Below are 19,127 nucleotides of genomic sequence, written 5' to 3'. Positions count from 1 at the left end.
CTATTCGGCGGGCGCGCGCCGAGCAGCCAGCGGGCGGTGCCCGCTGACCTCGGCGCCGGCATCCGGGGCAAGGCGAAGGAAGAAGGGGCAGGAGGCGAGGACCACCAGCGCGGCGACGACAAAGGCCGCGGCGAAATCCGGCACTTCTGCCAGATGGTGGCCGCTGAGCGACTTGCTGACCTCGAGGCTGGTCGTCGCCAGGACGACGCCGAGGGCGGGCGCCAGCTGCTGCACCGTGCCGGAGAAGCTCGTCGCCGCCGAGAGCCGGGTGGCCGGGATGTCGGCGAAGGAGATGGTGTTCAGCGCAGTGAACTGCAGGCTGCGGAACAGCCCGCCTGCCGCCAGCAGCAGGAAGATCGCCGAGAGCGGCCAGGCCGGAGTGAAGAGCGCGGCAACCGCAATGCCGGCGGCGGACAGCACCGAGGTGGCGATCAGCACGCTGCGGAAGCCGAAGCGGCGGAGAATGGGCCGGGCCAGCGGCTTCATCGCCAGCGCGCCGAGGGCCGTGGCGAAGGAGACGAGGCCGGCCGCCGAGGCGGTCTTGCCGAAGCCGACCTGGAGCAGCATCGGCACCAGGAAGGGCGTCGCCCCGGCGCCGATGCGGAACAGGCTGCCAACGATCACCCCCTGGCTGAAGCTGCGGATCCGGAGAAGGGAAAGGTCGATGGCCGGGCGCTTCGCCCGGAGGCAATGGCGGATGGCGGCCCAGCCGAACATCAGGCCAAGGACCAGCGCGGCCTCGGGGATGCCCTCCGTCACCACATGGCGGCCGATGGTCTCGAGGCCGAACATGAAGAGGGCGAGCGCAAGGCCGATCAGCAGGAGGCCCACCACGTCGGGCGGGCCGGGGTCGCCGGGGGGGACATCCTCGATCTTCCAGGCGACGAGGGCGAGGCCGAGCAGGCCGATCGGGACGTTGATGAGGAAGACCGACTGCCAGCCGAAGGCGTCGGTCAGGAAGCCACCCAGGGGCGGGCCGCTGATCGGGCCGATCATCGCGGGCATGGTCAGCCAGGTCATGGCGCTCAGCATCTCCTCCTTGCGGACCTGGCGGAGCAGGAGGAGGCGGGCGACGGGGACCATCATCGCGCCGCCGACGCCTTGGAAGACGCGGGCGGCGATCATCTCCGGCACGCCCGTCGCGCGGCCGCAGAGGATGGAGGCGACGGTGAAGACGGCGATGGCGGCCATGAAGACGCGCTTCGCCCCGAACCGGTCGGCGACCCAGCCGGAGACGGGGATGAAGACGGTCAGCGAGACGAGATAGGCGGTGATGGCGACGCCGAGGCGGGCGGGCTCCACCCCCATATCGGCGGCCATGGAGGGCAGCGCCGTCGTCACCGCGGCGCTGTCGAGGTTCTGCATGAAGAGCGCGCTGGCGACGATGGCGGCGGTGAGGCGCGGGTCGGGCTTGGTGGTCGGCGCGCTGGTCTCGCTCATCCGGGCAGGCTACGCCTCGTGCGGTCGCAGCACCACCCGGCCGCTGGCGCGGCGGCCGCTGACCTCGGCCATGGCCTCGCGGAACTGGGCGAGGGGAAAGCCAGCATGGACCTCGGGGCGGAGGGCGCCCTCGCTCCACCATTGGACGAGTTGGCCCCAGAGGGCACGGGCGCGCGGGGCGTGGAGCTGGCGGTTGTCGCCGGGGGACCAGCCGACATAGGTGCCCCAATTGAGGCCGGCGACGGCGATGTTCTTGAGCAGCAGGAGGTTGACCGGCAGCTGCGGGATGCCGCCGGCGGCGAAGCCGATGGTGACCAGCGTGCCGCCGTCGCCGAGGCAGCGGAGGCTCTCATCGAAGACCGGGCCGCCGAGGGTGTCGAGCACGGCGGCGACGCCCGTGCCGCCGGTTGCCTCGCGGACGGCGTCGCGGAAGGGCGCGGCGCTGTCGAGGACGAGGTCGGCGCCGCGGGCGAGCGGGATGCCGCGCTTCGCCCCGCCGCAGCGGGCGATGACGCGGGCGCCCAAGGCCCGGGCGACCTCCACCCCGGCGAGGCCGACGCCGGCGGCGGCGCCGTGGACCAGCACCCATTGGCCGGGGGAGAGGCGGGTGCGCCAGAGCAGGGCACTGGCCGCGGTCGGGTAGCTGATCGGCATGGCGACGGCGGGCTCCAAGGGGAGGCCGTCGGGGATGGGGACGACGTGGATGGCATCCGCCACCGCCTCCTCGGCCATGCCGCCCCAGTCAAGCACGGCGAAGACGCGGGTGCCGGGGGGAAGTGGGTCGGGCACGTCGGGGGCGCTCTCGATCACGGTGCCGGCGATCTCGGTGCCCGGGGTGAAGGGCAAGGGGGGCTTCCGCTGGTACTTGCCGGCGACGACCAGCTGCGTGGCGAAGGAGACGCCGGCGGCCTCGACGCGGATGCGGACGCCGCCGGAGCGCATCGGCGGCGGGGGGATGTCCTTCAATTCCAGGGCGTCGAATTCGCGCCAGGATTCGCAGAGGACGGCGCGCATCAGTCGAGCCTCACATTCGCTTCGCGGACCAGGCGGCCCCAGCGGTCGTATTCGCGGCGGCAGAACTCGGCGAAATGCTCCGGGCTGTCCGCCACGGGGTCGGCGCCGAGGGTCGCCAGGCGCTCACGGACCTCGGACGCCTGGACGGCGGTGGCGACGGCACCTTGCAGGCGCTGCGCGATGGCGGGCGGCAGGCGGGGCGGACCCCAGATGGCGTACCAGGTGGCGATCTCGAAGCCGGGGACGCCGGCCTCGGCGACCGTCGGCAAATCCGGGTAGGCAGCGACGCGGCTCGCGGTCGTCACCGCCAGCGGGCGGAGCAGGCCGGAGCGGACGGCGGCGGCGCTGCTCGGGATGCTGTCGAAGATCAGCTGGATGTTGCCGGCGATGAGGTCCTGCACGGCGGGCCCGGCGCCGCGATAGGGGACGTGGACCATCTCCGTCCCGGTCATCAGCTTGAACATCTCGCCAGCTAGGTGGAGCGCGGAGCCGTTGCCGGAGGAGGCGTAGGAAACCTTCCCGGGGTTCGCCCTCAGGTAGGCGATCAGTTCAGGAATGGTCTTCACCGGCAGGGCGGGGTTCACCACGGCGACCAGCGGAACCATGGCGATGTTGGTGACGGGGGTGAAGTCGGCCACCGCGTCGAAGGGCATCGACGGGTTCAGGTGCGGGATGATGAGGTGGATGGAGGCGTTCACCAGGAAGGTGGCGCCGTCCGGGGCAGCGCGGGCCACCACCTCGGAGCCGATGACGCCGGAGGCGCCGGCGCGGTTCTCGACCACCATGGGCTGGCGGAGGTCCTGCGCCAGGCGGGTGGTGATGACGCGGCCGAGAATGTCGGTCGGGCCGCCGGGCGGATAGGGGATGACGAAGCGGACGGGGCGGGCGGGCCAGTCCTCGGCCTTAGCCAAGCCTGGTGCCGTGGCGATCAGGCCGAGCGCCGTCCTCCGGGTGATCCGCATCCCCTCCCCTTCCCTCATCCGTGGTTCCAGGCAGGATAGGGGGCGAAGACGCGGGAGGAAACGCCATGCAGCCGTATCAAGGGCTCTTCGTGCTGGATGCGAGCCAGGGCATCGCCGGACCCTATTGCGCGACGCTGCTCGCGGCCTGCGGGGCGGAGGTGCTCAAGGTGGAGCCGCCGGCGGGGGACTGGTCGCGGGGCCTCTCGACGCGCGAGGGCACGCAGAGCGCCATGCATGTCACCTTCAACCGGGGCAAGCGGAGCGTGATGCTCGACCTGCAGGAGGAGCGCGGGCGCACGGCCTTCAAGGCGCTGGCGGCGCGGGCGGATGTGATGCTGGAGGCCTTCCGGCCCGGTGTCGCGCGGCGGATCGGGGTGGTGCCGGAGGCGGGGAAGGCGGATGTCGTCTTCCTTTCCATCTCGGGCTTCGGGCAGCAGGGGCCGCATTCCGAGCGGCCCTGCACGGACAGCGTGGCGCAGGCCTATTCGGGGATGGTCTCGCTCAATATCGGCATGGATGGCGTGCCGCATCGCACCGGCAACCTGATGACGGTCGACATGGTCACTGGCATCTCGGCCTTCGCCGCCGTGCAGGCGGCGCTGGCGGGGCAGGCGCGGGACCGGGTGGCGGGGGCGGCGCCGCAGCGACGGGTACTCGACGTGTCGCTGATGCAGTCGGCGGCGGCGCTGATGGCCTTCAACGTCGCCGAGCAGGGGCTGCTCGGGCGGGTGCCGCCGCTCGCCAACGTGCCCTCCGGCACCTACCAGGGGAGCGACGGGCGCTGGTTCATGGTGGCGCTGCTCCGTGAGCCGGAATTCGCCACGCTCTGCGGCATCGCCGGGCTGCCGGAGCTGGTGGGGGATGCGCGCTTCGCCAGCTTCGCGGCGCGGGCGGAGCATCGGGAGGTGTTGCTGCCGCAGTTGCGGGAGGCCTTCGCCAAGGCGCCGGCTGCGGAATGGGTGACGCGGTACCAGGGTGCGCGGATGCTCTGCGATCTGGTGAATACGCCGCTCGACTGGCTGGCGGACCCGCATGTGCAGGCAGTCGGCGCGGCGGTGCCGCTGGAGCAGCCGGGGCTCGGCACCCTGCCCTTCCCCAAGCTGCCGGGGCTCGGGGCCTGGAGCGTGCCGGCGCCGGCTTTGGGCGAGCATACGAAGGCGGTGCTGGCGGAGCTTGGGCTTTGAGCCTCACCCAGGAACTGCTGGACCGGCTGGCGGCAATCGGCGCCGATCCACCGGGCATCACCCGCGAGGCCTTCGGGGCAGGCGAGAATGCCGCCATGGAGCTGATGGTGGAGACGGCGCGGGGGCTCGGGCTCGAGTGCACGGTGGATGCGGGGGCCAATCTCTCGATGCGCTGGGCGGGGAGCAACCCGTCGGCGGCGCCGGTGATCGTCGGCTCGCATCTCGACAGCGTGGTGCATGGCGGGAATTTCGACGGGGCGGCGGGGGTGGTGGCGGGGCTCGCGGCCATCGCGGCGTTGCAGGCGGAGGGGTTCCGGCCGCGCGCCACCATCGAGGTGCTGGCGCTGCGCTGCGAGGAGGCGGTGTGGTTCGGGCTCGGGCTGATCGGCAGCCGGAGCCTGCTGGGGCGGCTGCCGGAGGGGGCGCTCGACCTGCCGCATGCGCGCGGTGGACGGAGCCTGCGGGAGTGCATCGCGGGGTGTGGAGGCGACCCGGGGGCGCTCGGGCGGCCGTTGCGGGACCCGCGGCGGATCGGGGCCTATGTCGAAGTCCATATCGAGCAGGCGCCGCAACTGGTGGAGGCGGGGCAGCCCGTGGCGCTCTGCCTCGCCAATCCGGGCAATCTGCGGCATCCGCATATCCGCATCACCGGGGAGGATGCGCATACCGGCCTGCCGCATCGCTTCCGCCACGATGCGGCGCTTGCGGGGGCGGAGCTGGCGCTGGCGCTGGAGCGGCTCTGGCTCGACGAGGAGGCGGCGCGGCGGCCGATGGCCGTCACCATCGGGCGGTTCCATACCCTCGCTGAGCGGCATGCGATGACGGTGGTGCCGGGGGCCTTCGAGATGAGCCTCGACCTCCGCGCCTATGACGCGGCGCATCTGCAATCGCTGGAGGCCAAGCTGCATGGGCTGGTCGGGGCGGTAGCGGCAAGGCGGGGCGTCGCCGTCGATCTCGGGCCAAGGAGCGTGGCGGCGCCGGGGGTGATGGATGCGGCGATCCTCGAGGAGCTGGCGGCGGCGGCGCGGCAGCGCGGGCTGCGGGCGCCGCGGCTCAACAGCCCAGGGAGCCATGACGCCAACAATTTCGCCGCGGCGGGGGTGCCGACGGGGATGCTGCTCGTCCGCAACCGCAACGGCAGCCACAACCCGGACGAGGCGATGGAGACGGATGACCTGATGGCGGCGGTCGGCCTGCTCACGCTATGGCTGGCGGGCCGCGCCGGACATTGAGGCCGCCGACTCTCAACTCCTCGCAAGCCTTCCGCAGCAAAGCGGCGGAAGCACACCAGCTATGGGCCAGCTTCGACAAGACTTCCGAAGGATGAGGGAACGCATGCAGAAGGACGCGCAGGGCCTGCCGATGACGGTGGCCTCGGCCGAGGCGGCGGCGGGCTATGACCGGACGCTGGAGGGGTTCCTGCTCTACCGGGCGGATACCTCGCAGCGGCTGAAGGCGGCGATGAAGCTCGACCCGGAGAGCCCGATGCTGGTGCTGCTGAAGGGCACCTTCGCCATGCTGGCGGCCAATTCCGCCTTCGCCCCGGCGGCGCTGGAGGCGGCGGCCAGGGCGGGCGCGCTCGCCGAGCGCGGCACGGCGCGCGAGAGGGCGCATGTGGCGGCGCTGGCGGCCTGGGCGGATGGGGACATGGCCCGCGCGCTCGCGGCCTGGACGGGGATCATGGCCGAGCATCCGCACGACCTGCTGGCGCTCCGGCTGCATCACTACAACGCCTTCTGGCGCGGGCGGGCGGACATGATGCTGGCTGCCGTCAACGGCGTGCTGCCGCATTGGGGGCCGGACCAGCCGGGCTACCACAACGTGCTCGCCTGCCAGGCCTTCGCCAACGAGGAATGCGGCAACTACCTGGTCGGCGAATCCGCGGGGCGGGCGGCGGTCGGCATCAACCCCGCCGATCTCTGGGCGACGCATGCGGTCGCGCATGTGATGGAGATGCAGGGGCGGCGCGGCGAGGGCATCGCCTGGACCTCGGGGCTGGAGCAGCATTGGGAGGGGGGGAACAACCTCACCCATCACCTCTGGTGGCACCGGGCGCTCTTCCACTACGAGCGGGGCGAGCACGACAAGGTGCTGGCGCTCTACGACCGGAACTTCCGCAACCTCGAGAGCCAGGTGACGATGGCGATGCCGGACCTCGCCATCGACATGCAGAACGCCATCTCCATGCTCTACCGGCTACGGCTGCAGGGGGTGGATGGCGGCGCGCGCTGGGCGGAGCTGGCCGACAAGGCGGAGGCGCGGATCGGCGATTGCCAGCAGGGGTTCAACCTGCCGCACTTCATGATGGCGCTGGTGGTGACGGGGCGCTTCGGCGCGGCGGAGCGGATGCTGGAGGCGGTGCGCGACTATGCGCGCAGCCACAACGGCGGGAATGCCGCGATCATCGGCCAGTATGCGCTGCCGATCTGCGAGGCGGTGCTGCGCCATGGGCGGGGCGACTTCGCCGGGGCGGTCGCGGCGATGCGGCCGGCGCTGGGCGGGATGCATGCGCTCGGCGGGAGCCACGCGCAGCAGGACGTGCTGGAGCAGTTCTTCCTCGATGCCGCGATGCAGGCGGGGCTGGAGGAGGATGCGCGGCTGCTGCTGGAGCGCGTCGCCGGGCGGCATCCGGTGCCGCCGGAGCGGCGGGCGGGGTACCGGAAGGCTGCCGCTTCGATTCTACACTGAAGGCGCGTAGGGGTTCTCCAGGACGCCGATGCCCTCGATGGTGACGGCGACCTGCATCCCCGGCCGCATCGGCAGGGCGCCGAGCGAGGTGCCGCAGGCGATGACGTCGCCGGGATGCAGCGTCATCTCGCGGGAGATGAGCGAGACGATGCGCGCCGGCGGCAGGATCATGTCGGCGAGCGGGTAGTCCTGGCGGACGCGGCCGTTGAGGGCGACGGTCACGCGGGCCGATCGCCAGTCGAAGCCGGTGGCGATGGCGGGGCCGATGGGCCCGAATGTGTCGCAGCCCTTGGCGCGGGCCCATTGCGGAAAGGAGGCGTCGGCGGTCAGCAGGTCGAGCGCCGTCACGTCATTCACCGCGGTGTAGCCGAAGATGGCGGCTTCGGCCTCCGCTTCGTCGGCCGCGGAGACGCTGCGGCCGATGACGATGCCGAGCTCGCCCTCGTAGAGCACCTTGCCGTCATAGCCGGCGGGCGGGTGGATGGCGCCGCCCGGGCCGATGACGCAGCGAGGGTTCTTCAGGAAGTAGAGCGGGAATTCGGGGATGGTGTTGCCCTGCTTCGCTGCGGCGGCATGGAAATTGTTCCACAGGCCGATGAAGGCGCCGGGCTGCACGGGCGGCAGCAGGCGCACCGCCGAGAGCGGCAGGCGCCGGCCGGTCGGGGCTGGCATGCCAAAGAACTCGCCGGCATGGACGGCGATCTCCTCGCCCTCCAAGGTGCCGAAGCCTTCCGCGCCGTCGCGCTCGTAGCGGACCCAGAGCGTCATCCCCTTGCTCCCTTAGTTGTAGGGCAGATGGAGGCCGGGCTCGTCCCACTCCATCGCCGCCAGCTTGCCGGTGGTGGAGAGGGTGATGAAGGCGGTGCGCCGGTCCGGCCCGCCGAAGCAGAGATTGGTGGGCATCGGCTCCGGCATCTTTACCACGCGGGTGATCTCGCCGCTGGGGGAGACGGTGGTGATCTCGCCGCTCACCAGCGTTGCGACGCAGATGTTGCCGGCGGCCGTCGCGGCGACGCTGTCGAGGCGGCGGTAGCCGGGGAACTGGCAGAGCACGCGGCCGCCATTGGAGGAGGGCCAGGGGTCCTTGCGCACCACGCCGGGGCCTTCGACATCCCAGGCCCAGAGGCGGCCGGTCTCGGTCTCGGCGGCGTAGAGGGTGCGGCCGTCGGGCGAGAGGGCGATGCCGTTGGCGCCACCGAAGACCGGGTAGGCGGCCTCGACGATCTTCGAGCCATCCGAGGCGGCCCAGTAGACGCCGCCATGGTCGCGGTCCCGCGCGCGGACCTTGCCGAGGTCGCTGAACCAGAAGCCGCCTTCGCCGGGGCTGCCGGCAGGCGCGAAGACGATGTCGTTCGGGCCGCTCAGCCTGTGGTCGCTGCAGCGGTCGTAGAGGGTGCGGACCTCGCCCGATTGCGGGTCGATCACCTCGATCCGGCCGCCGCTGTAGTCGGGCGACTGGCCGATGGGGCGGATGAAGCCCGGCTCCTCGTGCCAGAGGAAGCCGCCATTGTTGCAGCAGAAGATCTTGCCGTCCGGGCCGAGGGCGATGCCGTTCGGGCCGCCGCCGGGGCGGGCGACGGTGCTCTTCGCCCCGTCCGGGGCGATGCGGGTCAGGGTGCCGGCGGCGATCTCGACCAGGATGATGCTGCCATCCGGCATGGCGACCGGACCCTCCGGAAACCGCAGCCCCTCGGCCAGGATGCGCAACTCGGCCATGCTTCTCTCCCCCATCGGTCTTGCCGGGGATCATGCGCCAGAAGGCAGGGCTTGCAACCCCACCGGCCCTATTTCGGCGCCCAGAGCTCGATCGGGCCGCGCTCCTCGGGCACCTCCCCGACCTGGGTGTAGTCGCTCTCGAGCGCCTCGGTGATGATGGCCGCCGCACTCTCGCGGAGCCGCGGCCACCAGCCGCGGTCGATGACGACGAAGCGCGGGCGCGTCGCCATGATGCGCGCCACCTCGGCATCGGTGTTGATGCCGGCGATGTCGGTGAACTCGCCGGTGAGCTGGGCGGGGAAGACGAAGCGCGTCGGCAGCGCCGCATCGGTCAGCGCGTAGATGACGGGATGGTAGTTGGCGACGAAGATGGTCTCGCCGGGCTTGAGCTCGGCGCGGATCAGGCGGGTGATCTCGATCACCGGGTCAGCCTCGAACAGGCCGATGCCGCGGTCGACGCGGGCGGTGGCGTCGGCGCGCCAGGAGCCGATCATCACCACCGCGACCAGCAGGGCGAAGCCGGGGGCACGGCGGCGCGCCGGCAGCCAGCGGGCGAGGCACCAGCAGCCGAAGGTCGCCATCAGCGCGAGGGAGGGCAGCCAGAGCAGGAAGTAGTGCGGGTAGAAATAGCCCGGCGAGGCGACGCCGACGCTGGCGGCGACGAACCAGATCAGCCCGACCCGCACCAGCATCCCGGCAATGCCGCCCCGCGGCAGCCAGCGCAGCAGGGCGATGGCGGCGAGCGCGATGGGCCAGAGCAGCGTCAGGATCTCGACCAGGATGCGGTGAAAGGATTCGACCCCGCCGAGCCGTCCCTCGGCATAGCGGAGCGGGCCGAGGAAGGTGCCGTCGAGAAAATCGGCAAGCGCCCCCTGCCACCAGTAGAGCAGGCCGAAGACCAGCGTCGGCAGGGCGCAGAGCCCGGCATAGGCGGCCGCCATCGCCAGCGCCCGGCGCCAGGGCAGCAGGCGCAGCCAGAGGGCGGGGAAGACCATCAGCGCGAAGCAGAGGCAGCCCTCGACCACCATCACCGGCTTGATGGCCAGCGCCGAGCCGATCAGCAGGCCCATGGCGACCAGCCCGGGCCAGCCGGGCGCCTCCCGCAGGCGGAGCGCCCCGGCCAGGCCGCGGATGCCGAGCGCCATGGCGGCGACGGTAAGCGGGGCGAAAAGGATCTCGGTATTGGTGGCGAGCCCGCCCATCCTGAGGCTGTGGGCGATGTAGATGAAACCCGCCGCCAGGGCGATGCCGCGCGGCCCGCCCGCCGCCCGCACGGCGCCATAGAGCGCCCAAGCGGCCAGCGCCACGCAAAGGCAGCCGAGCAGGCGGATGGTGGCGATGCTTTCGCCGAAGACGGCCATGGCGGCGGCGAAGACCGCGGGCGCGCCAACCGGGTGCATGTCCCAGACCGCGACCAGCGGCCAGTGCCCGCGCAGCCATTGCTGGGCCTGGACAAGGTAGAGCCCCTCATCCGTGTCGATCACCGCGACGGTGAAGCCGAGGGCGCGCAGCAGCAGCGAAGCCAGCAGCATCGCCAGCGGGACGACGAGGATGCCGAAGACGCGGTCGATGGCGGCGAAGGGGGCCCGCAGGCGCGGAGAGAGGCTCATCGGGCGCTTCGCATATCATGGACCGGGGGGTGGGGAACCCTCCCCCCCTCAGCCGCGGCCGTAGCGGAGGAGGATGACGCCCGGGCGGCTGCCCGTGCGGCGGGGAACGAGGCTCGGCTCGGCACCGGGTTGGGCGCCGAACCAGGTGCCGTAGAGCCCCTCCAGCACCGCGCCGACCCAGCCGCCGGAGGGGTCGGCGCCCGTCGCCACCACGGGGGCGGCGCAATGGGTGACGACCAGGGCGCGGTCGTTCGGGTCGAGGGCGATCTCGGCCCAGCCCCAGTCGGCCGCCGCCAGGGCCTCGTTCACCCGGGCCTCCAGCTCGGCGAGGCCGGCGCAGGCGGGAAGCGGGGTCAGGGCGGCGAAGCGGGCGCCGACCGCGCGCAGCAGGGCGTCGCGCGAGGCGGCATCGAGATTGGCGTCCAGCGTCTCGACCAGGGCACGGAGGAAGCCGCGCCACTGCGCCGCGACCCCGCGGCGGGCGAGATAGCTGAGGGCATTCGGCTCGGCTGCCGTCATGCGGGGGCCTTCCGGGGTGGGAAACAACGCGTCCATCACTTGTCGAACCGGTAGCGGGCGAAGAACATGCCGCGCGCCTCGTTCCAGTTCGCCGTGCGGTCGTAGCGCAGCAGGGCGCCGATGCGAAGATTGGGCGTCACGGCGTAGTCGATGTCGCCGCGCACGCCGCCGATGATGCCGGAGGCGCTGCGCGCCGCCTGGCTGGCCCTGGCGGTCGGGTCCGCCCCGAGGCTCGATTCGAGCGCGGCCTGCGCCCCGGCATCGGTCGGGAAGTAGCGGGCGGCGTCCTCGCGGTAGCTCTGGTAACCGATGGTGCCGCCGAGCCGCCAGGAGAGGTCGCCGTCGCGCCCGCGCCAGTCGACCGGGATGTTGGCGGCGAAGTAGCTCTGTGGGCTGAAATAGCCGCCATTGCCGGTGGTGAAGAGGCGCTGGTTGTTGTCATAGGCGAAGTAGACGAGGTCGAGCCCGGTCGTCAGCTCGTCACCCGGCCGCCGCCAGATGGCGTAGGAGGCGCCCGCCCCGGCCTCGAAGCGGTTGTTGCTGGCGGTATTGCGGCCGGTGAAGGTGGAGTAGCCGGCCCCGGCATACAGGCCGACCGGGCCGGCGCCGTATTCCAGCTGCGCCCGGCCGCCGGTGCGGACCACGCCGCCCCAGACCTGGCCGCTCACCGGGTCCCTCAGGCCGGACCAGGAGAGCAGGCTGTCCGTCACCGAGCGGCGCTCGGCGGTCAGCCGCAACTTGAGGGTCGGGCTCAGCTCGGGGGCGAATTCGACGCCGCCGAGGAAATTCTGCTCGCGGAAGCCGATGGGCGAGGTGCCGACATCGGCGCGGAAGCTTTCCCGCGCATAGCCGAGGCCGAGCCCGACGCCCGTCGCGGTGGTGTCGCGTGCGGTGAGGCGCTGGCGGTCGGCAGGGCTGGCCGAGGGCGTGGTGCCCTGCAGGCCGGGGGCGAGGGCGTTGCTCCCATAGGCACGCAGGCCCTCGACGTTGTCGGCATTCAGCTTGCCGGAGGCGATGCTGACCGGCGTCACCGTCGCGGTGATGCGGCCGCCGGGGGCGATGGAGGCTTCGATCGGGGCCGAGACCTCCTCCAGCCGGTCGCGGCCGCTGGTGCCGGAGCGGGTGCGGTAGGCGACGGCGCCCTGGAGGCGGGCGGCGGTTTCCTCACGCACCAGGCCGAGCTCGCGCTGGATCTCGGCATCGACCGGGTCGATGGCGGGGGCGAGGGACGCGGCGGTGCCGGGCAGGCCACCGCGGCGGAAGGGATTGTCGCGTCCGGCCTGGGCCAGCAGCGGGCCGTTGCCGGCGCCCGGGTCGCCCCCTTGGGCCGCCTGGGAGCGGCGCTGGGCGGCGGCCATCTCGAGCGCGCGTAGCGCCCGGCCGTTCTGGCCGGCGGCGCGGGCAAGGCGCGCCTCCGCCAGCGAAACGCGGAGGTCGCCGGGGCTGATGGCGCGGGCCTCGACCAGGAGCGCCTCGGCCCGGCCCCAGTCGCGCGCGGCGATGGCGGCATCCATGGCGGCGAAGCGGGCCTCGAGGCTGGTGGGGTCGGCCTGAAGCACGCCCTCGGCGATGCGGCCGGCGGCCCCGGGCTGGTTGGCACCCTGGTAGAGCCGGGCGAGCGCCAGGTTGGCCGGGGCGTTGGTCGGGTCGCGGGCCAGGACGGGGGCGAGCAGATCGTAGGCGCCGGCCTGGTCGCCCTGGTCGTTCAGCCGGTCCGCGGCGCGGATGGCAAGGCCGGATTGCAGGGCCGCGGCCTGGCGGCGCTCCTCGCCGGTGAGGTTCGGCAAGCCTTCCACCGCGCGGGCGAGGGCGATGGCATCGGCCTCCGCCCCGGCGCCGAGCAGGGCGGCGGCGATGTTGAGGCGGGCTGTGGCACTCGCCCGCGGATTGGCGGCGAGCGCGGCGCGGCCGGCCTCGGCGGCCCCCACCGGGTCGTTCAGCTGGCCGAGCTTGCGGATGGCGAGCTGGGCGCCGGTGCCGCTCGGGTCGGCACGGCGGGCGATGCCGATCAGCTGGAGGCGGCCCTGCACCTGCTGGCCGGAGCGCACCAGATTGGCCGCCGCCTGCACTTCGCCGGCGATGCGCGTGCGGGCGAGCAGGCCGTTCATGTCCGCATTGCGGAGCCGGACGGGGATGCGGTTGAGGTAGTCCACCGCATCGGCCGGGCGCGCATCCTCCTCGGCGAAGAGCGAGGCGGCGTGCAGCGAGTCCGGGTTGCCGGTGGCGGCGGCGGCCTCCATCAGCTGGCGGGCTTCGGCGCCGCTGCCCTGGCGCGCGAGCAGCCTGGCGAGGTCGAGGCGGATCCAGGGGCTCGACGGGTCGGTCTGGAGCGCCTGGCGGAGCATGGCGACGGCCGCCGCCGGGTCCGGGTTGCGCTGGGCCTCGGTGCGGATGGCGTTCGCCCGGCCGGACATGGCATCGCCGCCGGCGAGCGGACCGCGAGCGTTGCGCTGCAATTCCTCCGCCTCGGCGAAGCGGCCCCCCTGCTGGAGCACCTCGTAGAGGCCGCTCGCGGCGGGGCCGAGATTGGGGCGGCGGGCGAGCGCGGCGCGGTAGCGCGCCTCGGCGCCGGCCAGGTCGCCGCGGCGCAGCGCGAGGTCGCCGAGCAGCGCATCGGCATCGGCTTTGTCGCCGGCGCCACGGCCGGTGGCGCGGCGCAGCGTCTGCTCGGCGGCGTCGAGGTTGCCGGCCTGGAGCTGGCTGCGGGCAGTGGCGAGGTCGGCGGCATAGCCGGCGCCGTCCAGGGCGCGCTGCCACTGGTCGCGCTTCTCCGGGGCGAGGCGGATGGCGCGTTCGAGCAGGCTGCGCGCCTCGCCGTAGCGGCCCTCGCGGAGCCGGACCAGGCCGAGGCCGCCGGTCGCATCGGCATCCTCCGGGTTGCGGGCGACGGCGGCCTCGAAATCGCGCTGGGCGTCGCGCAGGCGGCCGGCATTCAGCTGCTCGAATCCGCGGATGCGGGTGAGGCTCGCCTCGTCCGGTGTGCCGGCGGGCGGGTTCTGCGCCTCGGCCAGCTTGCGGGCAATGTCGGCATCGTTGGGGAAGCGCTCGAGGAAGGATTGCAGCGCCGGGACCATGTCCCGGCTCGGCCCCTGCCAGAGCAGCGCCTGGCGCCAGGCGGCGGTGGCGGTGTTCGTCACCTCCGGGTTGGCGGCGAGCTGGCGGAGGCGGCCGATGCCGTCGTTGCGGGTGGCGTCCCGGTAGGTCAGCACCTGGGCATAGGCGAGCTGCAGGCGCATGTCGCTCGGCGAGCGGGCGGCGAGGCGGGCGAGGCCGTCACAGGCCTCCGGGTAGCCCTGCTCGGTGCCGGCGAGGGTCGCGTAGTATTCCTGGGCGTAGCCGTCGGGCGGCGCGGCACCGCGGAACAGCTCGCGGTAGCGCTGCACCGCCTCGGCGGCGCGGCCGGCCCCGGCGAGGCGCCGGGCCTCCGCCAGGGCGCCGGTATCGACGGTCGCGGCGCGGACGGTGATGTCGGTCTCGCCGAGCCGCGGGTCGCCGGGGGCCACCTGGCGCAGCCGGGCGAGGTAGCTTTCGGCCGGCTGGCGGTGGCCGAGCTGGGCATGCGCCTGGGCGGCGCCGGCCAGCGCTTCCACGTTGCGCGGATCGACAACCAGCAGCCGCTCCAGCGTACGGATGACGAGTTCCGGCCGGTTCTGCAGGCGCCAGTAATTCGCCTGGTCGAGCAGGGCGGCGATGGCGCCTTCCTGCCCGCCCTGGGCGGAAGTGGCGGCGGTGGGCTGGGCCGGGGCCGGCGTGGTGACCTGTCCCTGGGCGAGCGCCGCCCCGGGCAGGGCGAGCGCGGCGGCGATGAAAGGCGCGCGGCGGAGCATCAGCTTGTCCTCGTGCGCAGGCGGCGGATCGCGCGGCGCCGAAGCACCCAGTAGAAGGGCGCGGCGACCAGCAGAATGGCGAGGGCAAGCAGGCCGAGCAGCGCCGCCGGGCTTGCCGAGAGATAGACCTGCGGCCAGAGCCAGGGCGGCAGCACGCCGGTGTTGTAGGTCCGGCCGAGGCTGTAGCCCTGGATCTTGCCGGCGGTGAGCAGGGCGAGGTCACCCTGGACACGAGGCAGCTGCTCCGGGTCCTGCAAGGCGGCGACCATGTCCTCGAGCGCGGCGGGGGTGGTGCCGGTGAGCGCCAGGACCGAGCGGCCGGGCTTTAGTGGCGATTCGAAGCCGAAGACCGCGCCGAGCCCGTCGCCCGGCGCCGCGAGTTGGGCCGAGGCGCGCTCCGCCGCCGCCCCTCGCCCGCCGCCGCCGAAGATGTGACGGAAGCCGCCCAGCATGTCCGGCAGCGCGACGGTGAGGCGGTTGCCGTCGATCTGCACCGGCGCGTCCCCCATCAGCTGCGGCAGCGCCGGCTGGCGGCCGAGCGCGCCGATGACGATGAGGTCCTTCTCCATCGCCTGGGCCAGCGCCTGCGGCCGCACCACCTGCACGCCGGTCGCCGGGTAGCCGACCAGGGCCGAGATGCGGCCGATCAGGCCGAGGAAGGCGGAAAGCTCCTGCGCGCTCGGCCGGTCCGGCAGCACCACGGCCGTCGTCGAAAGGTCGGCGAGGCGGGTGAAGGGGAAGCCGGAGCTGGCGAAGTAGGCGAGGTTCGGCAGCCGGGTGAAGCGATGGGCCGAGGAAAGGTCGATGGTGCTGTCCGGATCGATGCCGGCGCGGATGTCGCCGGGAATGGCCACGCAGTCGTCACGCGAGAGCGGGCGCATGTCGAAGCGCAATTGCAGCTCGTTCTGGCCGAAGACGATCCAGGGCGGGATGCCGAGCCGCGCCTCCGAACGGTCGCCGCCACGGCCGAACCAGCCGGCGATGGCGGAGAGCGGCCAGGCCGGCTCCGACCCGCGCAGCGGGAAGCTCTTCAGGTAGAGGTCGTTGATGGTCGCATCGACACGGGAAACGGCGACGTCGACGATCGGGCCCGGGGGGGCGCGGAACTGGATATCGGCCTGGAGCGGCTGGTTGCGCCAGGTGAAGAGATCGGGCGCGGTGCGGAAGGGGATGGAGATGGCGCCCGGCGAATAGCCGGAAACCTGAAGCTCCGTCGGGTCCACCAGTTCGCCGAGCTTCACCGGGCGGTTGCTGCGGATCCAGCGCGGCGCGTCATAGGGCTGGCGCGCGGGCACGTCCGGCAGCTGGACGATGGCCGCCTCGCCCGACAACGCCTCGCGCCCGACGGCGAGCACGGAGGCGGCGGCTACCGCCTCCGCCCCGGTCCGGCCGCCGAGCAGCAGGAGCAGGCCGAACGGGTCGTTCGGGTTGGGCAGCAGGGCGACGGTCGGGCCGTCGAAGCGCGGCAGGGGAACGCCCTGGATGACGTCGCCGCTGGTGACGATCATCACCGCATGGCCACGCGCCGGCGGTGCGGCGGAAACCGGGAAGCGGGCGGTGCGGTAGTCGGCCTGCACCGCGAACCAGGAGGAGGCGATGGCGGCCGCGCGCAGCACGTCGTTGCCCGCGGCCTCGGCCAGGACGACCGGCAGGACGAGCGGCTCGCGCAGCAGGCGCGGGTCGAAGAAAGGCTCCGGCAGCCGGGCCAGATCGCGCGTCAGCGGCAGCTTCTCGAGGGTGAGGCTGAGCGTCGAGGTGTCGGAGACGACGGCCCAGAGCAGGCCGGAGAGCGGGTCGTTGCACTCCACCGCGTAGCGGCCGGAGAAGCGGAAATTCAGCCGGTTGTTGTCGGCGAAGAAGACCGGGTTCACCGGGAATTCGAGCGGGCCGAAATTCGGCCGGTTGCGGTCCGGCTGGATGGCGCCGACGAACTGCTCGTTGAGCGCGACGGAGATCTGGCTCAGCTCGGGGATGAGCTGGGGCGAGGTGGAGCCTTGCAGCACGAGGCGGGCATCCGTCACCACCTCGTCGCCGCGGATGCCGAAGAGCACGCCCTGGAGGTCCGAAGTGCCGCGGAGCTGCATCGGCGCGCGGAGGCCGAGCTGGCGCAGCGTATAGCTGATGCGCCGCGTGCCGAGCGTCGGGTCCTGCGCGCCGGGCGCGGCGAGCGCCGGGGCGGAGGCCGGGGCCTGGCCAAAGGCGCGCGGCTGCGCTGCGGCTTCGCCGGCGGCGGCGAGGCCGAGGGAGGCGAGCAGCCACAGCGCGGCGCGGCGCGTCACGGCCCGGGCGGGCGGTGCCGGCGGCCGCTGCGGCTCGGTGATGACGGGGGCCTGCTGGCCCCGCGCCGGGCCGCGGCGGCGCAGCGAGAATTGCGAGCCGCCCCGCACCAAGCCCGTGATGCTCACCATGACCTCCCGCAGCGAGCGCAGCGGCCGGTCGGTCCGCGTGTCGTCCCAGGCCACCCAGGCATCGGCCCGGCCGAGCACGGCCCGGACGATGCGCCCCTCGTCATGCAGGTCCTGCGGGGCGAAGCGCACCTGCAGCCGCCCCTCCGTCCAGCGCAGCACCTCGGCCGGCAGCGGGATCACCTCGTTGCCGCAATGCAGCTCGAGCGTCACCACCGCGTCGTCGAGCATGCCCTCGGGCCGGTCGGCATAGATTGCCGCGCCGCCGAGCGAGAGGTCGCGCGTGTCGCCCTCGACCGCCCGGCCGTCGGGCAGCAGGATGGTTGCCGGCACGTCGGCGCTGATGCGCGCCCGCTCGCGCAGCTGGCGCCGCTCGCGCCCGACCGCGAGGCCGGTCATCACCGTGATGAAGCAGAGCGAGGCCCAGACGAGGTTCAGCATGTAGGCCTGGAATTCGAGGCTCTGCGTCGGGTTGGTCAGCAGCCCCCAGACGCCGAAGCCGAGGCCGGCGGCGAGGAAGAGGGCGAGCACGACGTTCGGCCCGACCGCGCGCATGTCGAAATAGCCATCGGCCAGCGTGCCGCCCTTGTCGGTGACGTTGAACCTGCCGCGGCGCGGGTCGAGCAGCGTCGCCAGCGTGACCGGCAGCAGGTAGACGGCGAGCACGGCTTCGTAGATCTCCGACCAGAAGGAATGGCGGACGCGGCCCTGGATGCGGCTCGCCGTTACGATGGAATGGATGATGTGCGGCCCGGCATAGGCGACGATCGCCAGCGGCGAGGCGGCGATGAGGGTATGCCCGCCGAGCAGGTAGGCGAGCGGCGCGGTGAGGAAGACGAAGCGCGGCAGCGGGAAAAGGAAGTGGAACATCGCCATGAAGTAGCAAAGCCGCTCGGACCACCCGAGGCCGCTCGCCGTCAGCGGGTTCTCGATGCGGAGGATCTGGATCATCCCCCGCCCCCAGCGCATCCGCTGGCCGATATGCAGCATCAGCCGCTCGGTCGCGAGGCCGGCCGCGAGCGGCATGCGGAGGTAGGCGGTGCGCCAGCCGAGGCGCTGCATGCGCAGCGAGGCGTGGCAGTCCTCCGTCACCGTCTCGGTCGGGACGCCGCCGATCTCCTCCAGCGCCTCGCGCCGGATGACGGCGCAGGAGCCGCAGAAGAAGGTGCCGCCCCAGAAGTCGTTGCCCTGCTGGATGAGACCGTAGAAGAGCAGGTTCTCGTTCGGCACGCGTAAGCCGGAGACGAGGTTCCGCTCGAAGGGATCGGGCGAATAGAAGTGGTGCGGCGTCTGCACCATGCAGAGGTCGCGGTCGCGCAGCAGCCAGCCGAGGGTGAGCTGGAGGAAGGCGCGCGTCGGCACGTGGTCGCAGTCGAAGATGGCGATGAACTCGCCATCGGTGATGCCCATCGCGTGGTTGATGTTGCCGGCCTTGGCGCCCTTGTTGTCGGGGCGCGTGATGTAGTTGGCGCCGACCTCGGCGGCGAAGCGGCGGAACTCCTCGCGCCGGCCGTCGTCGAGCACGTGGACGCGCAGCTTCTCGGGCGGCCAGTCGATGGCGAGTGCGGCGAAGATGGTCGGCTTCACCACCTCCAGCGGCTCGTTGTAGGTCGGGATGAAGACATCGACGACCGGCCAGGCCGCGACATCCTCCGGCAGCGGCACCGGCTTCCGCTCGAGCGGCCAGAGCGTCTGGAAGTAGGAGAGGATGAGGGCGACGCCGGCATAGACCTCGGCCAGCACCAGGCCGGTCCCGAAGAAG

Annotated in this window: 11 protein-coding genes and 1 pseudogene; 3 read left to right on the top strand and 9 right to left on the bottom strand. The window is 72.7% G+C overall.

From position 1 onward, the window contains the following. Genes LH62_RS13245 through LH62_RS13235 form a run of 3 tightly spaced genes read right to left on the bottom strand, consistent with a single transcriptional unit; the run spans position 1 to position 3,416 of the window. Positions 1-1,440 (bottom strand): MDR family MFS transporter, encoded by a 1,440-nt coding sequence (locus LH62_RS13245; RefSeq protein ID WP_043361918.1) that lies wholly within the window; start codon positions 1,438-1,440, stop codon positions 1-3. Positions 1,441-1,449: 9 nt separating this feature from the next. After that, on the bottom strand, positions 1,450-2,454 hold the full coding sequence (locus tag LH62_RS13240; protein ID WP_043361916.1) for an NADPH:quinone oxidoreductase family protein: 1,005 nt from the start codon (positions 2,452-2,454) through the stop codon (positions 1,450-1,452). Next, positions 2,454-3,416, bottom strand: coding sequence for a tripartite tricarboxylate transporter substrate binding protein (locus LH62_RS13235; protein ID WP_043361914.1), 963 nt, complete (start codon positions 3,414-3,416; stop codon positions 2,454-2,456). The genes LH62_RS13240 and LH62_RS13235 overlap by 1 nt, the downstream gene beginning before the upstream one ends. Positions 3,417-3,481: 65 nt before the next feature. Between LH62_RS13235 and LH62_RS13230 the strand changes: the two genes are divergently transcribed. The 3 genes from LH62_RS13230 (at position 3,482) to LH62_RS13220 (ending at position 7,288) form a co-directional block, all read left to right on the top strand. Further along, positions 3,482-4,600 carry a CaiB/BaiF CoA-transferase family protein gene (locus tag LH62_RS13230; protein ID WP_043365774.1) on the top strand — a complete coding sequence of 373 codons (1,119 nt, stop codon included), beginning with the start codon at positions 3,482-3,484 and terminating at the stop codon, positions 4,598-4,600. Further along, positions 4,597-5,832: a hydantoinase/carbamoylase family amidase gene (locus LH62_RS13225; protein WP_043361913.1), complete on the top strand. Its 1,236-nt coding sequence runs from the start codon at positions 4,597-4,599 to the stop codon at positions 5,830-5,832. The genes LH62_RS13230 and LH62_RS13225 overlap by 4 nt, the downstream gene beginning before the upstream one ends. Before the next feature lie 103 nt (positions 5,833-5,935). Beyond that, positions 5,936-7,288, top strand: a complete 1,353-nt coding sequence (locus LH62_RS13220; RefSeq protein ID WP_052214390.1) for a tetratricopeptide repeat protein — start codon at positions 5,936-5,938, stop codon at positions 7,286-7,288. Here the strand turns inward: LH62_RS13220 and LH62_RS13215 are convergent. The 6 genes and pseudogenes from LH62_RS13215 to bcsA form a co-directional block, all read right to left on the bottom strand. Beyond that, entirely contained in the window at positions 7,280-8,056 is a 777-nt protein-coding gene (locus tag LH62_RS13215; RefSeq protein WP_043361911.1) for a fumarylacetoacetate hydrolase family protein, read from the bottom strand. The genes LH62_RS13220 and LH62_RS13215 overlap by 9 nt on opposite strands. A 12-nt stretch (positions 8,057-8,068) precedes the next feature. Further along, positions 8,069-9,004, bottom strand: a complete 936-nt coding sequence (locus LH62_RS13210; RefSeq protein WP_043361909.1) for an SMP-30/gluconolactonase/LRE family protein — start codon at positions 9,002-9,004, stop codon at positions 8,069-8,071. Positions 9,005-9,072: 68 nt separating this feature from the next. Further along, positions 9,073-10,614 carry a glycosyltransferase family 39 protein gene (locus LH62_RS13205; RefSeq protein WP_043361907.1) on the bottom strand — a complete coding sequence of 514 codons (1,542 nt, stop codon included), beginning with the start codon at positions 10,612-10,614 and terminating at the stop codon, positions 9,073-9,075. 48 nt (positions 10,615-10,662) lie between these two features. Beyond that, entirely contained in the window at positions 10,663-11,133 is a 471-nt protein-coding gene (bcsD, locus tag LH62_RS13200) for a cellulose biosynthesis protein BcsD (protein WP_052214388.1), read from the bottom strand. 35 nt (positions 11,134-11,168) lie between these two features. Then, entirely contained in the window at positions 11,169-14,960 is a 3,792-nt protein-coding gene (locus LH62_RS13195; protein ID WP_043361904.1) for a cellulose biosynthesis protein BcsC, read from the bottom strand. Further along, a pseudogene (bcsA, locus tag LH62_RS32715) lies at positions 14,960-19,126 on the bottom strand (UDP-forming cellulose synthase catalytic subunit); the annotation flags it as partial. The pseudogene bcsA and the gene LH62_RS13195, both read right to left, overlap by 1 nt. Position 19,127: the final 1 nt, after the last annotated feature.

The sequence above is a fragment of the Belnapia sp. F-4-1 genome (assembly GCF_000802185.1).
Classification (GTDB): Bacteria; Pseudomonadota; Alphaproteobacteria; order Acetobacterales; family Acetobacteraceae; genus Belnapia.
Note: the sequence above shows the minus strand (reverse complement) of the source record. Positions and strands in the feature narration are given on the sequence as shown.

Excerpts from the sequence above, each read along its gene's own strand:
- LH62_RS13245 (WP_043361918.1), bottom strand. The coding sequence starts at position 1,440 with ATGAGCGAGACCAGCGCGCCGACCACCAAGCCCGACCCGCGCCTCACC.
- LH62_RS13240 (WP_043361916.1), bottom strand. The coding sequence starts at position 2,454 with ATGCGCGCCGTCCTCTGCGAATCCTGGCGCGAATTCGACGCCCTGGAA.
- LH62_RS13235 (WP_043361914.1), bottom strand. The coding sequence starts at position 3,416 with ATGCGGATCACCCGGAGGACGGCGCTCGGCCTGATCGCCACGGCACCA.
- LH62_RS13230 (WP_043365774.1), top strand. The coding sequence starts at position 3,482 with ATGCAGCCGTATCAAGGGCTCTTCGTGCTGGATGCGAGCCAGGGCATC.
- LH62_RS13220 (WP_052214390.1), top strand. The coding sequence starts at position 5,936 with ATGCAGAAGGACGCGCAGGGCCTGCCGATGACGGTGGCCTCGGCCGAG.
- LH62_RS13215 (WP_043361911.1), bottom strand. The coding sequence starts at position 8,056 with ATGACGCTCTGGGTCCGCTACGAGCGCGACGGCGCGGAAGGCTTCGGC.
- LH62_RS13210 (WP_043361909.1), bottom strand. The coding sequence starts at position 9,004 with ATGGCCGAGTTGCGCATCCTGGCCGAGGGGCTGCGGTTTCCGGAGGGT.
- LH62_RS13205 (WP_043361907.1), bottom strand. The coding sequence starts at position 10,614 with ATGAGCCTCTCTCCGCGCCTGCGGGCCCCCTTCGCCGCCATCGACCGC.
- bcsD (WP_052214388.1), bottom strand. The coding sequence starts at position 11,133 with ATGACGGCAGCCGAGCCGAATGCCCTCAGCTATCTCGCCCGCCGCGGG.
- LH62_RS13195 (WP_043361904.1), bottom strand. The coding sequence starts at position 14,960 with ATGCTCCGCCGCGCGCCTTTCATCGCCGCCGCGCTCGCCCTGCCCGGG.